Source organism: Bradyrhizobium sp. USDA 4516, assembly GCF_054055915.1.
Map to the genome: position 1 here is coordinate 7,212,655 of NZ_JBSRXT010000001.1, position 13,998 is coordinate 7,226,652.

General features: G+C 65.3%; 10 protein-coding genes. 6 read left to right on the forward strand and 4 right to left on the reverse strand.

The annotated features are described in order from the left end of the window. Positions 1–158: 158 nt before the first annotated feature. Genes ACVI1L_RS33030 through ACVI1L_RS33055 form a run of 6 tightly spaced genes read left to right on the forward strand, consistent with a single transcriptional unit; the run spans position 159 to position 9,974 of the window. On the forward strand, positions 159–1,466 hold the full coding sequence (locus tag ACVI1L_RS33030) for an MdtA/MuxA family multidrug efflux RND transporter periplasmic adaptor subunit (RefSeq protein WP_375166486.1): 1,308 nt from the start codon (positions 159–161) through the stop codon (positions 1,464–1,466). Continuing rightward, positions 1,463–4,570 carry an MdtB/MuxB family multidrug efflux RND transporter permease subunit gene (locus ACVI1L_RS33035; protein ID WP_057019984.1) on the forward strand — a complete coding sequence of 1,036 codons (3,108 nt, stop codon included), beginning with the start codon at positions 1,463–1,465 and terminating at the stop codon, positions 4,568–4,570. The genes ACVI1L_RS33030 and ACVI1L_RS33035 overlap by 4 nt, the downstream gene beginning before the upstream one ends. Positions 4,571–4,573: 3 nt before the next feature. After that, the gene (locus tag ACVI1L_RS33040) at positions 4,574–7,858 is read left to right on the forward strand and encodes an efflux RND transporter permease subunit (RefSeq protein WP_456784792.1); all 3,285 of its coding nucleotides are present in this window, start codon (positions 4,574–4,576) and stop codon (positions 7,856–7,858) included. Continuing rightward, positions 7,859–9,331: an efflux transporter outer membrane subunit gene (locus ACVI1L_RS33045; protein WP_076832244.1), complete on the forward strand. Its 1,473-nt coding sequence runs from the start codon at positions 7,859–7,861 to the stop codon at positions 9,329–9,331. Between the two features lie 8 nt (positions 9,332–9,339). Further along, complete coding sequence (locus ACVI1L_RS33050; protein ID WP_141342709.1) at positions 9,340–9,648, forward strand: hypothetical protein; 309 nt, start codon at positions 9,340–9,342, stop codon at positions 9,646–9,648. A gap of 11 nt (positions 9,649–9,659) precedes the next feature. Further along, positions 9,660–9,974, forward strand: a complete 315-nt coding sequence (locus ACVI1L_RS33055; RefSeq protein WP_456784793.1) for a BA14K family protein — start codon at positions 9,660–9,662, stop codon at positions 9,972–9,974. A 25-nt stretch (positions 9,975–9,999) separates the two neighbouring features. Here ACVI1L_RS33055 and ACVI1L_RS33060 read toward each other — a convergent pair whose 3' ends face one another. From ACVI1L_RS33060 to ACVI1L_RS33075, 4 genes are all read right to left on the reverse strand, one after another. After that, the gene (locus ACVI1L_RS33060) at positions 10,000–10,614 is read right to left on the reverse strand and encodes a hypothetical protein (protein WP_141342711.1); all 615 of its coding nucleotides are present in this window, start codon (positions 10,612–10,614) and stop codon (positions 10,000–10,002) included. A 236-nt stretch (positions 10,615–10,850) separates the two neighbouring features. Further along, on the reverse strand, positions 10,851–11,942 hold the full coding sequence (locus tag ACVI1L_RS33065) for a sensor histidine kinase (RefSeq protein ID WP_076832255.1): 1,092 nt from the start codon (positions 11,940–11,942) through the stop codon (positions 10,851–10,853). Continuing rightward, entirely contained in the window at positions 11,939–12,379 is a 441-nt protein-coding gene (locus ACVI1L_RS33070) for a response regulator (protein ID WP_057019991.1), read from the reverse strand. The genes ACVI1L_RS33065 and ACVI1L_RS33070 overlap by 4 nt, the downstream gene beginning before the upstream one ends. Further along, positions 12,376–13,905, reverse strand: coding sequence for a sensor histidine kinase (locus ACVI1L_RS33075; RefSeq protein WP_246786695.1), 1,530 nt, complete (start codon positions 13,903–13,905; stop codon positions 12,376–12,378). Before ACVI1L_RS33075 ends, ACVI1L_RS33070 begins: the two co-directional genes overlap by 4 nt. Between the last annotated feature and the right edge of the window lie 93 nt (positions 13,906–13,998).

A 13,998-nucleotide genomic window follows, 5' to 3' on the forward strand; every position in this document is an offset into this window, starting at 1 on the left:
GAAACAGCGGCCGACCGGGAAGAGCCGCTATCCTTACAATTCTTAACGCGCTTTGTCCGGCAGAAGCCTTCAAAATGCTTCGTCGGATGTGGCGCGCGCGGAGTTCAGGGGACACATAGAGCCGCGCGAGCTCATTCGTGTTTCTTCGTGGGCAGGTTATGGACCAGCAGATCAAAGACCCGTCGATTGTGGCGCCCGAGCGAACCAGGCGAGGATCGCGTTGGCGGGGGTTTCTGACGGGATGTCTCGTATTGGCGGTGCTTGCCGGCATCGTCTGGTGGACGCGGCAGCAGGCCGCGCCGCCGCAGGCCGGTGGCGGGCGCAACGCCGGGCCGATGTCGATCGTACCGGAGACGATCGGCAAGGGCGATATCGGCGTCAGCCTGAATGCGCTCGGCACCGTGACGTCGCTCGCGACCGTGACGATCAGGAGCCAGATCAGCGGCTATCTGATGAAGATCGATTTCAAGGAGGGCGATGAGGTCAAGAAGGGCGACCTGATCGCCGAGATCGATTCGCGCCCCTACGAGGCGACGCTGGCGCAGGCCAAGGGCCAGCTCGCCCGCGACGAGGCGCAGCTGAAGGGCGCCCAGGTCGATCTCACCCGCTACCAGAACCTCGCCGCGCAGAACGCCGTGCCGCATCAGACGCTCGATACCCAGGTCGCGCTGGTCGCGCAGTACCAGGGCACGGTGGAGGCCGATCGCGCCTCGGTGAAGTCGGCCGAGGTGAATTTGCAATATTGTCACATCGTGTCGCCGATCAACGGGCGCGTCGGACTGCGCCAGGTCGATCTCGGCAACTATGTGACGCCCGGCGATACCAACGGCCTCGTCGTGATCACGCAGCTCGAGCCGATCAGCGTGCTGTTCACGCTGCCGGAGGACAATCTGCAGGCGGTCTCGAAGCGGTTGAGGGAGGGCGCGGTGCTGCCGACGGCGGCCTATGACCGCAGCGGCGCCAACAAGCTCGCCGAGGGATCGTTGCAGACCTTCGACAGCCAGATCGATGCGACCACCGGCACCATCAAGCTGCGGGCGCAGTTCGAGAACGACAAGCGCACGCTGTTTCCGAACCAGTTCGTCAACGTCCGCCTGCTGCTCGATACCCACAAGGATGCGACGACGATGTCGACCGCCGGCATCCAGCGCGGTGTCCCCGGCACCTTCGTCTATCTCGTCAACGCCGACAGCACGGTCTCGGTTCGGCCGGTCAAGCTCGGCGTCACCGACGGCGACCGGGTCGAGGTGCTGTCCGGGCTCGTGGCCGGCGATCGCATCGTGATCGACGGCGCCGACAAGCTGCGCGAGGGTGCGAAGGTGGTGGTGCGCTCCGCCGCCGATGCCGCGAACCCTGCCGCTGCGGCCAAGGGGGCGGCGAAGGGAGACGGCAAGGGAGATAGTAAGGACGGCGCTGATCCCGGAGGCGGCCATCACAAGCGGTCCGAGGACGGGCAGAAGAAATGAACCCGTCGCGGCCATTCATCCTGCGGCCGGTAGCGACGACCCTGATGATGATCGCCATCATGCTGTCGGGCATGCTGGCATTCAGATTTCTCCCGGTCGCGGCACTGCCGGAGGTCGACTACCCGACCATCCAGGTGCAGACCTTCTATCCGGGCGCGAGCCCCGACGTGATGACCTCGTCGGTGACGGCGCCGCTCGAGGTGCAGTTCGGCCAGATGCCGAATCTGACCCAGATGAGCTCGGTGAGCTCGGCGGGCTCGTCCGTGATCACGCTGCAATTCGGCCTGTCGATCTCGCTCGACGTCGCCGAGCAGGAGGTGCAGGCCGCGATCAATGCCGCGGGCAATCTGTTGCCGTCGGACCTGCCGGCGCCGCCGATCTACGCCAAGGTCAATCCGGCCGATGCGCCGATCCTGACCCTCGGCCTGACCTCGAAGACCATGCCGCTGACCCAGGTACAGGATTTCGTCGACACGCGGCTGGCGCAGAAGATCTCGCAGCTGCCGGGCGTCGGCCTCGTCAGCATCAGCGGCGGCCAGCGGCCCGCGGTGCGCATCCAGGCTGATATCCGCAAGCTCGCGGCCTATGGCCTCAACATCGACGATCTCCGCACCACGCTCGGCAACGCCAACGTCAACACGCCGAAGGGCAACTTCGACGGCGCGATGCGCGCCTACACCATCAATGCCAACGACCAGATCCGCAATGCCAGCGACTACCGCTCGCTGATCATCGCCTACAAGAACGGCTCGCCGGTCCGCCTCAGCGATGTCGGCAACGTCGTCGACGGCGCGCAGAACGACAAGCTCGGCGCCTGGATGAACGAGACGCCGGCGATCATCCTCAACATCCAGCGCCAACCCGGCGCCAACGTCATCTCGGTGGTGCAGGGCATCAAGGACCTGCTGCCGCAGCTGCAGGCCACGCTGCCGGCCGCGATCGACCTCAATATCCTGACCGACCGCACCGTCACGATCCGGGCCTCGGTGCGCGACGTCGAATACGAGCTGTCGCTCGCCGTGATTCTGGTCGTGCTTGTGATCTTCGTGTTCCTGCGCTCGACCCGCGCCACGCTGATCCCGAGCCTGTCGGTGCCGCTCTCGCTGGTCGGCACGCTGGGCGCGATGTATCTGTTCGGCTTCAGCCTGAACAATCTGTCGCTGATGGCGCTGACGATCGCGACCGGCTTCGTGGTCGACGACGCCATCGTCGTGATCGAGAACATCTCGCGCTACATCGAGGAGGGCGAGTCGCCGCTCGAGGCGTCGCTGCGAGGGTCGGAGCAGATCGGCTTCACCATCATCTCGCTGACGGTATCGCTGATCGCGGTCCTGATCCCGCTGCTGTTCATGGGCGACGTCGTCGGCCGCCTGTTCCGCGAATTCGCCATCACGCTGTCGGTCACGATCCTGATCTCGGCCGTGGTGTCGCTGACCCTGGTGCCGATGGCCTGCGCCAAGCTACTGAAGCCGGAGGCCATGGCGCGGGAAAACACCTTCCAGCGGCTCAGCCGCGAAGGCTTCGATGCCGTCATTGCGATCTACGCCCGGATGCTCAATTGGGTGCTGGATCGCCAGACCTTCGTGCTGCTGATCGCGCTCGCCACCTTTGGTCTGACGGCGCTGCTCTACGTCGTTATCCCCAAGGGCTTCTTTCCGGTGCAGGACACCGGCGTGATCCAGGCGATCTCCGAGGCGCCGCAATCGGTGTCCTATGCGGCGATGGCCGAGCGGCAGCAGCGGCTCGCCAGCGCGATCCTGAAGGATCCGGACGTGCAGAGCCTGTCGTCGTTCATCGGCGTCGACGGCACCAACACCACGCTGAACAGCGGCCGCATCCTGATCAATCTGAAGCCGCATGAGCAGCGCAAGGCCAATGTCTCGACGATCATGGACCGGATCAAGGCGAGCACGGCGGCGCTGACCGGCATCACGCTCTACATGCAGCCGGTCCAGGACCTCACCATCGAAGGCACGGTGAGCCGGACGCAGTACCAGTTCATCCTGCAGGATGCCGATCCGAACGAGCTTGCGGAATGGACGCCGAAGCTGGTCGACAAGCTCCGGGAATTGCCCCAGCTCAGCGATGTCACGAGCGATATTTCGGCGCAGGGGCTTTCGGTGTTCGTCGACATCGACCGCGACCAGGCGGCGCGATTCGGCATCACGCCGGCGACGATCGACAACGCACTGTACGATTCCTACGGCCAGCGCATCGTCTCGACCGTCTTCACCAATTCGAACCAGTACCGCGTGATCCTCGAGGCCGATCCGTCGCTGCAGACTTCGCTGGACTCTCTGTCGTCGATCTACCTGCCGTCATCGGTGGGCTCGACGCCGGTGCCGCTGTCGGTGATGGCCAAGATGCGGGTGGAGACCGCGCCGCTGCAGATCTCGCATCTCGGCCAGTTCCCGTCGGCGACCGTCTCGTTCAACCTGGCGCCCGGCGCCTCGCTCGGCGGGGCGGTGACGGCGATCAAGCAGGCGCAGGCCGACATCAACCAGCCGCTCGGCATGATCACGAGCTTCCAGGGCGCGGCGCTGGCGTTCCAGTCCTCGCTGTCCAACCAGCTGTTCCTGATCCTCGCCGCGATCATCACGGTCTATATCGTGCTCGGCGTGCTCTATGAGAGCTTCATCCATCCTTTAACCATCCTCTCGACGCTGCCCTCGGCCGGGATCGGCGCGCTGCTGGCGCTGATGATGGCCGGACAGGATCTCACGATCATCGCGATCATCGGCATCATCCTCCTGATCGGCATCGTGAAGAAGAACGCGATCATGATGATCGACTTCGCGCTCGATGCCGAGCGCAACGAGGGCAAGCCGCCGCGGGAGGCGATCTATCAGGCCTGCCTGCTGCGGTTCCGGCCGATCATCATGACGACGATGGCAGCTGTGCTCGGCGCGCTGCCGCTGATGCTCGGCAGCGGCGCGGGGTCCGAGCTGCGGAATCCGCTCGGCATTTCGATCGTCGGCGGCCTCCTGGTGAGCCAGCTGCTGACCCTGTTCACGACACCGGTGATCTACCTCTGGTTCGATCGCCTCGCGCTGCGGTTTGCCGGGCGGGCGGACGAGATCGGCGAGGCGAGCGGGTCGCGTTGAGCCATGGATCCGTCAACGCCCTTCATCCGTAGGCCGGTGGCAACGACGCTGTTGACGTTCGGGCTTGCGGCGGCCGGCATTGTCGCGTTCTTCAAGCTGCCGGTGTCGCCGCTGCCGCAGGTGGATTTCCCGACCATCTCGGTGCAGGCGACGCTGCCCGGCGCCAGCCCGCAGGATGTCGCGACCACGGTCGCAAGTCCGCTCGAGCGACATCTCGGCCAGATCGCCGACGTCACCGAGATGACGTCGTCGAGCTCGGTGGGCGCGACCCGCATCACGCTGCAGTTCGGGCTGAACCGCGACATCAACGGCGCGGCGCGCGACGTGCAGGCCGCGATCAATGCGGCGCGGGCCGACCTGCCGACCAGCCTGCGCAGCAATCCGACCTACCGCAAGGTCAACCCGGCCGACGTGCCGATCCTGATCCTGACGCTGACGTCGGATACGCTGACGCGCGGCGATCTCTACGACGCCGCCTCCACGATGCTGGCGCAGAAGCTGTCGCAGGTCGAGGGCATCGGCGAGGTCGTGGTCGGCGGCAGCTCGCTGCCGGCCGTGCGCGTCGATCTGATCCCGCAGGCGCTCTACAAATACGGCATCGGTCTGGAAGACGTCCGCGCGGCGCTGTCGAGCGCCAACGCCCACAGCCCGAAGGGCGGCATCGACGTCGGCGACCAGCGCTACCAGGTCTACGCCAACGACCAGGCCAACAAGGCCGGCGACTACAAGTCGCTGATCGTGGCCTACCGCAATGGCGCGCCGGTTCATCTCTCCGACGTCGGCGAGGTGGCCGACGGCGTCGAGAATTTGCGCAATGCCGGTCTCGCGAACGGCAAGCCGGCGGTGCTGATCATCCTCTACCGGCAGCCGAACGCCAACATCATCAGTACCGTCGACCTCGTGAAGGGGGTGATGCCGCAGCTGCAGGCGTCAGTCTCGCCGGCGATCGATATAGGCTTTGCGGTCGACCGTTCGACCACCATCCGCACCTCGCTCCGGGACGTCGAACGAACCCTGGTTCTGGCGGTGCTGCTGGTCATCATCGTGGTGTTCGCCTTCCTGCGCAATGCGCGGGCCACCTTCATTCCGGTGGTGGCGGTCTCGGTGTCGCTGGTTGCGACCTTCGGGGCGATGTACCTGTTCGGCTACAGCCTCGACAACCTCTCCCTGATGGCGCTGACGGTCGCGACCGGCTTCGTGGTCGACGACGCCATCGTGGTGCTGGAGAACGTCACCCGCTACATCGAGGACGGTCTGAGCCCGCTCGAGGCGGCGCTGAAGGGCGCCAACGAGGTCGGCTTCACCGTGCTGTCGATGAGCATCTCGCTGATCGCGGTGTTCATCCCGATCCTGCTGATGGCCGGCATCGTCGGGCGGTTGTTCCGCGAGTTCGCGATGGTGATCTCGATCTCGATCCTGATCTCGCTCGCGGTCTCGCTGGCGACCACGCCGATGATGTGCGCCGTGCTGCTCAAGCCCAACGCCGGCAGCCATGGCCGGCTCTATTGGGCGAGCGAGCGCTTCTTCGAGGCGATGCTAAATTTCTACCGCAGAACGCTGACCGCGGCGTTGGCGCATCCGCTGTCGGTGATGCTGATCCTGGCGGCGGTGTTCGGCCTCAACTTCTATCTCTACGACGTGATCCCGAAGGGCTTCTTCCCGCAGCAGGACACCGGCCGGCTGGTCGGCTCGATCCAGGCTGACCAGAGCGTGTCGTTCCAGCTGATGCAGCAGAAGCTCGCGCGGTTCGTCGGCATCATCAAGCGCGATCCGGCGGTTGAGACGGCGGTCGGCTTCACCGGCGGCGGGCAGACCAATTCCGGCTTCGTGTTCGTCTCGCTTCGTCCGCTTGATGAGCGCAAGATCGGCGCCGACGGCGTGATCGCGCGGCTGCGCCGCGAGATGTCGGTGGTGCCGGGCGCGAGCCTGTTCCTGCAGGCGGTGCAGGACATCCGGGTCGGGGGCAGGGCCTCGAACGCGCAGTATCAGTACACGCTGCAGGGATCGACGCTGGAGGAGCTCAATGAATGGACGCCGAAGATCGCGGCGGCCCTGCAGCGCGATCCTGATCTCGCCGACGTCAACAGCGACCAGCAGAACAAGGGCCTGGAATCCGATCTCGTGATCGACCGCGACGCCGCGGCCCGGCTCGGCATCACGGTGAGCCAGATCGACAACACCCTCTACGACGCCTTCGGCCAGCGGCAGGTGTCGACGATCTATGTCGCGCGCAACCAGTATCACGTCATCATGGAGGTCGCGCCGCGCTACTGGCAGAACCCGGAGACGCTGAAGGACGTCTATATCAGCACGTCCGGCGGATCGGTCGGCGGCTCGCAATCGACCAACGCGGTGGCAGGCACGGTCGTCGCCCCAGGCAACTCCAGCGCGGCCAGTGCAGCCAACGCCCAGGCCGCGCGCAACCAGGCCACCAACTCGATCGGTTCGACCGGGAAGGGCGTTGCCTCGACCGGATCGGCCGTCTCCACCAGCAGCGAGACCATGATCCCGCTGTCGGAAGTTGCAGCATTCAAGCAGGGCGCGACGCCGCTTGCGGTCAATCACCAGGGTCTGTTGGTCGCCAACACCATCTCGTTCAACCTGCCGCCGAACGTGTCGCTGAGCACGGCGGTCGGCAGCATCGAGGCGACCATGAACCGGATTGGGGTCCCGGCCACGATCCGCGGCACCTTCCAGGGTACCGCCAAGGCGTTCCAGGACTCGCTGAGCAACCAGCCGTTCCTGATCCTGGCCGCGCTGGTGGCGATCTACATCGTGCTGGGCATGCTCTACGAGAGCTACATCCATCCGCTGACCATCTTGTCCACATTGCCCTCGGCGGGTGTGGGCGCCTTGCTGGCGCTGATGGCATTCAAGACCGAGTTCAGTATCATGGCGCTGATCGGCGTCATCCTGCTGATCGGCATTGTGAAGAAGAACGCCATCATGATGATCGACTTTGCGCTGGAGGCGGAACGCAGGCGCGGGCTGGAGCCGCTCGAGGCGATCCGGGAGGCCTGCCTGCTGCGCTTCCGCCCCATCATGATGACGACGATGGCCGCGCTGCTCGGGGCGGTGCCGCTGGCGATCGGCATGGGCGACGGCGGCGAGCTGCGGCAGCCGCTCGGCATCGCCATCGTCGGTGGCCTGATCCTGAGCCAGGTCCTCACGCTCTACACGACGCCGGTTATCTACCTCTATCTCGACCGGTTCCGCCTGTGGGCCCAGCGCGCGCGCCGTGGCGGCGCGATGCGGACGCCGGGCTCCTCACTTCAACCGGGCGAGTAAATGCCGACAGGTACAGCGTTGCGAAATCTTCAGTTGATGCGCAAGCCGATCCGGTTTCTGCGCGTGGCGGCGTTCGGCGGCCTCAGCCTCGGTCTGTCCGGCTGTATTCCCGGGGCGGAGAAGCCGGAGCTCAGCCTCGAAGTGCCGGCGAGCTACAAGACTGCGGCCAAAGGCGATGCCGACGCGGCTGTTCCGGCGCTTGCCTGGTGGCGCGGCTTCCGCTCGCCCGAGCTGACCGGGCTGATGGAGTCCGCGCAGCTCTACAATCTCGACATCGCGGTGGCGATCGCCCAGATCGTGCAGGCCGACGCCCAGGTCGGCGTGTCCGGCGCCGCGCTGCTGCCGTCGATCTCCGGATCGGCGAACGCCGAGCGTCAGCGTGTGGCAACGGGATCCAGTTCGTCGTTCGGCACCAGCGGCACTTTCTCGCAGTACAGCCTGGGGCTGAGCGCAAGCTACATCGTCGATTTCTGGGGCAAGAACCGCGCGACGCTGTCGGCCTCGGAGGAGAGCGCGACCGTCGCGCGCTACAATCGCGAGGTGGTCGCGCTGACCACGATGGCGACGGTCGCCAATACCTATTTCCAGCTGCTGGCGGCGCAGGACCAGATCAAGGTCACCCGCCGCAACCTCGCGGCGGCCGAGCGCATCCTTGCGCTGATCAAGTCGCAATTTGCGGGCGGCACCGCTTCGCAGCTGGATCTGTCGCAGCAGGAGGCGCTGGTCGCCACGCAGCGCGCGGCGATCCCGCCGCTCGAGGTAACGGTCGGGCAGAACACCGCGGCGCTCGCCGTGCTGGTGGCGCGCGCGCCGGCCGATTTCAAGGTGCGCGGCGGGTCCACCACGCAGATCGCGGTGCCGCGCGTCACGCCGGGACTGCCGTCGGAATTGCTCTACCAGCGGCCTGACGTCCGCGAGGCCGAGGCGCAGCTGGCATCGTCCAATTTCAGCGTCGACGCGGCGCGCGCGGCATTCTTTCCGCAGATCCAGCTGACCGGCACTACCGGCTTCCAGAGCGCGGCGCTCGCCGCGCTGTTCGCGCCCGGCGCCTGGTACTACACGCTCGCCGCCGGGCTGACCCAGCCGCTGTTCGACGGCTTCCTGCTGGAGAGCCAGCTCAAGCTCGCCAAGGGGCAGCAGCTGCAAAACCTGCAGGCCTATCGCAAGGCGGTGCTGTCGGCCTTCGCCGATGTCGAGAAGGCGCTGATCGCGTTGCAGAAGTACACATTGCAGGAGCGCCTGCAGTCCGACGTCGTCGCCGCCTCGCGCAAGGCGTTCGAGGTCGCCGAGACGCAGCTGCGCGGCGGCACGGTCAACCTGATCACGGTGCTGCAGGCGCAGCAGACGCTGTTCACCGCCGAGAACAATCTGGTCACGGTCAGGCTCAACAAGCTGCTCGCGGCGAGCAGCCTGTTCCAGGCGCTCGGCGGCGGCTGGACGCCCGCCGGTACGCTGGCGGCGGCAGTGCCATGAGGTCAGCCATGCAGCGTTTCGCGGCACTCCTCGTTGCCCTCGTCATCGGGCTCGGCGCATCGACCGGCGCGTCCCGCGCGCAGCAGCGGCCACCGAACAGCGTTCCGCTCGCCTTCGGCATGAGCGCCGACCAGGCCAGCCGGTCGCTCGGCGTTCCCCTGAATTACGTGCGCGGCACGCCGGGCAATGAATTGTTCGTCGCGCTGCCCAATGTCAGGGGCAGCGTGCTGTCGAGGCGCAGCGACGGGCTCTATCTGCAATTCGGCAAGGGACGCCTGATCGCCTGGAAGGGCGACTGGGGCACCCTTCCGCAATGAGGGTTCTGGCCATGATCGCCATGAGAGGATTGATCGCCTGCGCCGCCATCGCGCTCAGCGTAGCCGCGGCATCGGCCCAGCAGCGGCCGTTGCGCTACGGCAGCGCCGGCGGCGCGTATTTCGACGGCAGGGACGACGACCGGGATTTTCGCAGCAACGGCTATTTCCCCGGCAATTTCGCGGCCGATCCCTTCAGCGCGGCCGGCCTGTTCGGCTCGACGCCGTGGCATTCCGCGCGACCCTATCCGTCGCAGGTTGTGTTTGGCGCGCCGTGCCAGGACTGCCGTCCGCACCGCGCACGCCGGCACCGCGGCAGGCACGAGTGAGGCGCTTCGCAAAGGCTTGATGCCTCTAGGCCTTGCGCAAGAGCTTGTCGATGATGCGCAGCTTCATCCAGCCGGCCTTGTCGATGATTTCGTTGCGCAAGGTGTCCTTTTCCATCTCGTATTGTTCGTGCGAGATATCCCGGCCACCGGTCGTGGTGATTCCGTACGTCTCGAGCAGAGCGTTGTGCCGCGCCTTCCACGTGATCACATGCTCGGTCATGACTTGCGTCACGGATGGAAGGAAGCCGGGATGGCCTGCGAGGCCGCATGACGCCGTGGTCTGCGGATCTCCTGCCAGCATGATCACGTTCCACTCGTCGTAGCCGATCAGCCCCATCTGCGCGTAGAGAAACGCGCCATGCGGTCCATCCCAGATCTTCTGGTCGATGACCAGGAACGGCACCGCGTGGCAGTGGCCGTGCCGCGCCGTCATGTCGCGGTTGAAGGTCTCGGTGCGGTCTTGCAATCGCTTGTTGGCCGCCGCGAACACGGCAAGGCGATTGTCTGCCGTCGGCACGATGCTGGCTTCGTCAGCAGGCGCGAAGCCTGCATCGCGCAGCATCGACCCGATCAGCGGGTGATCCCACTGCTGCTTGTGAAAAGCCGGCGTCGCGCCCTCGGCGCCCGGCGCCGGACGCACGGTCTCCTTGAGCTCGCCCGAGTTTGTCTCTTGGGTCGTCTCTTGCTTCTTTCCAAAAATTGGCCTGCGCCCGAACATCGCGTGCCGCTCCTGCCAAGCAGTCGGCACAAGCATCGCAAGGGACGCCCAGAACTTCCTTAATCGGTCAGGCTTGGCGCGCCGCGATTCATCAACAGCATGACGCAGTCGTTAAAGCGAACCGGACAAATCAATCGAATTTGCTGAAATTGGCGGCATTAGCTGGCGGCGGCGCTTGTCGACTTGTCGAGCGCCGGGCTGACGCGGGCGAACCGCACCACGAAGCGGGTGCCCTTGTGGCCGGGGTCGCGCTCGACGCTGGCATCGAGCTTGGCTGCCATCGCGCTGACGATCCGCTGGCCCATGCCGGTGCCGCGCGGATCGGCCTTATCGGAAAAGCCGACCCCGTCGTCGCTGATCGCGAGCTGCAGATCGTCGCCTTGCGGCTTCAGCTCGACATGGATCGGGCCGGCGCCGTCGGGATAGGCGTATTTCACGGCGTTCATGACCAGCTCGTTGACGATGATGCCAATCGCTACCGCGCGGTCGGGATCGATCTCGATCGGGTCGGCCTTCAAGGTCAGCCGCGACATCTTGTTGCCTTCGGCCGATCGCCGGAGATCCTCGAGCAGCGCCTCGAGATACTGGTTGAGCATCACCGTCTTGAAGTCGTGCGAGGTGTAGAGGCGGCGGTGCACCTGTGCGACGGCCGCGACGCGCCCCATCGCGTTGGTGAGCGCGGCCTTCACATCCTGCTGGCTTGCGGAGTTGGCCTGCAGATGCAGCAACGAGGCGATGATCTGCAGCGAATTGCCGACGCGATGGTTGACCTCGCGGAGCAGGACCTCACGCTCCGCGGCGAGCGCGGCATAGCGGTCGCGCGAGGCGTGCACCTCGGCCTCGGCTTCGTCGCGCGCCTTCTGGAGCGCGGCCTGCCGGATCGCGCCGTTCACCGCGACCTGGAGCAGGGGAATGAATTCGCCCCTGACGTCCTTGACCAGATAGTCCGCCGCGCCGGCCTTCAGTGCGGTGACGGCGATCGCCGAATCCTGCGACGCGGTGACGAACACCACCGGCGGAGCGTCCGGTATCTTGAGGATCTGCTCCAGCGTCTCCAGCCCGTCGAGGCCGGGCATATACTGATCGAGCGCGACGACGTCGATGCCGCCCTGGGCGAGCCGATCGAGGCCTTCCTGGCCGCTTGCGGCGTGCACGACCTTGTAGCCTGCGCGCGTCAGCCCGCGTTCGACGAGGCGCGCCAGCGCCGCGTCGTCGTCGATGTAGAGCAGTGTCGGCGTTGCGCTGGTCATACGGCAGCCGGCGGCACCTGAATCACGGAAAAGAACAGGCCAAGCTGACGAATGGCGTTGGCGAAGCTTTCGTAGTTCACCGGCTTGGTGATGTAGACGTTGCAACCCAGCTCGTAGCAACGCTTGATCTCCTGGGAGTCGTCGGTCGTGGTCAGCACGACCACCGGCGTCGACTTGAGATATTTGTTCTCCTTGACCCGCCTCAGAATATCGATGCCGGTCATGTCGGGCAGATTGAGATCGAGTAGGATCAGCAGGGCCTGGCCCTTGCGCTCGACGGCGCTGCCATCCTTGCCGAACAGGTAGTTGACCGCCTCTGTACCGTTGGTGAACGGGATGATCTCATTGTTGACACCCGAGCGCCGGATATTCCGCTCAATCAGGCGGGCATGGCCCTCGTCGTCTTCGATCATGATGATGGTGACTGGATCACTCATGTCACTTTGTCCCGGTTCTTGCCTGACCAATTGATGGGCAGCGTGATCGTGAAGGTGCTGCCGTTGTGAAGTTCCGATGCTACCGACATGGTGCCGCCCAGTCTGCGCACAAGTGCGCGGACATGGGCAAGCCCGATGCCCTGACCGGGCTTGTCCTGGGTTCCGGCCCGACGGAACAAATCGAAGATGCGCTGGTGGTCCTTCGGATCGATGCCGCGGCCGTTGTCGGTGACCTCGAAGATCGCGAAGCCGAGCTTGGTGCGGCCCTCGATCGAAATCTCGCCGGGAACGCCGTTCCTGAGGTACTTGAGGGCGTTGTCGATCAGATTGGAGAAGATCTGCTCCAGCGCGAGGCGGTCGCTGACGATATTGGGCAGCGCGCCGACCTCGACGGTCGCGTTGGCCTCGACGGCCTGGTGAGCCATCGTCTTGACGATGCCGTCGATCAGCTCATACAGATCGATGCGTTCGGGCTTGAACTCGCGGCGGCCCTCGCGGGTGAGATTGAGGATCGCACTGATCAGGCGATCCATCTTGGCGATCGACGATTTGATGAAGCCGAGCGATTCATTGAAGTCGTCGGATAGCTGCTTGTCGGAGCCTTCGAGCTCTGGCTCGGCCACATCGGTCGCGTCTTCCGGCATCGCCGGCGCCAGCGAGGCGGCGCGATTGAGCGTGGCGATCCGCTTGAAGATGTCGCCGCGCAGTTCCTCGAGCTCGCTGGTGAAGCCCATGATGTTGACCAGCGGCGAGCGCAGATCGTGGCTGACGATATAGGCGAAGCGCTGGATTTCCTCGTTGGCCTCGCGCAGGTCGGAGGTGCGCTCGTCAACGATGGTTTCGAGATTGACGTTGCTGTCGCGCAACCTGGCCTCGGCCTCGTCGCGCGCCCGCGACGATCGCCGCAGCAGCACCACCGAGAGAGCGGCGAGCGCCAGCACCATGCAGGAGCCGGCGATCGTGACGGAGGAGGCCAGCACCTGGGTCTTGTCCGCCGTCGCGGTGCGCAGCACCAGCAGACGATCCTCCTCGGTGCGGATGTCGCGGGCGATCCGGACGATCGCCTCGACCGCATCGGTCGATGTGGTCTTGCGCAGGACGTCGATGCTGGTCGCCGTGTCGTTGTTCTTGACGCGCTCGATGCTGAGCGCGAACTCGGCCAGCCGTTGCTCGACGGCGGCCTTGAGCTTCGCGGCATTGGCAACCTGCGCCGGATTATCCACGGTCATCATCTGGAGATGGTTGAGCGCGGCCGGGACTCCTGCTGCCGCGGACTGGTACTCGGACAGGTATTGTGGTGCTGATGTCAGCAGATACGCCCTGGTCGCGCTTTCGGCGCGCCTGATGTCGAGCAGCAGGTTGGCAATCTGGCTGTCGGTCTCGACGGTGTGAATCACCCAGGCGTTGTCCTCGCGCGCCTTGTTGACCAGCAGGACGGACGCCACGCTGACCGCGACCAGCACGAAAAATCCCGCCGATAGCAGGAGGATCTGTAACGTCGACCGGCGTCGTGAAACGAGCGTCACGACGATCTCGCTATGGGAGTGGGATTCAACGCGTCCCCGTGGAAAGCCAATAACCCTATAGTACGTTTGAGGAAGGGCTGGGTTCCACGGAGT

Bases quoted from the DNA above. Each gene is read 5' to 3' on its own strand.
- ACVI1L_RS33055 (WP_456784793.1), top strand. From the start codon at position 9,660: ATGATCGCCATGAGAGGATTGATCGCCTGCGCCGCCATCGCGCTCAGC.
- ACVI1L_RS33065 (WP_076832255.1), bottom strand. From the start codon at position 11,942: ATGACCAGCGCAACGCCGACACTGCTCTACATCGACGACGACGCGGCG.
- ACVI1L_RS33040 (WP_456784792.1), top strand. From the start codon at position 4,574: ATGGATCCGTCAACGCCCTTCATCCGTAGGCCGGTGGCAACGACGCTG.
- ACVI1L_RS33035 (WP_057019984.1), top strand. From the start codon at position 1,463: ATGAACCCGTCGCGGCCATTCATCCTGCGGCCGGTAGCGACGACCCTG.
- ACVI1L_RS33070 (WP_057019991.1), bottom strand. From the start codon at position 12,379: ATGAGTGATCCAGTCACCATCATCATGATCGAAGACGACGAGGGCCAT.
- ACVI1L_RS33030 (WP_375166486.1), top strand. From the start codon at position 159: ATGGACCAGCAGATCAAAGACCCGTCGATTGTGGCGCCCGAGCGAACC.
- ACVI1L_RS33050 (WP_141342709.1), top strand. From the start codon at position 9,340: ATGCAGCGTTTCGCGGCACTCCTCGTTGCCCTCGTCATCGGGCTCGGC.
- ACVI1L_RS33045 (WP_076832244.1), top strand. From the start codon at position 7,859: ATGCCGACAGGTACAGCGTTGCGAAATCTTCAGTTGATGCGCAAGCCG.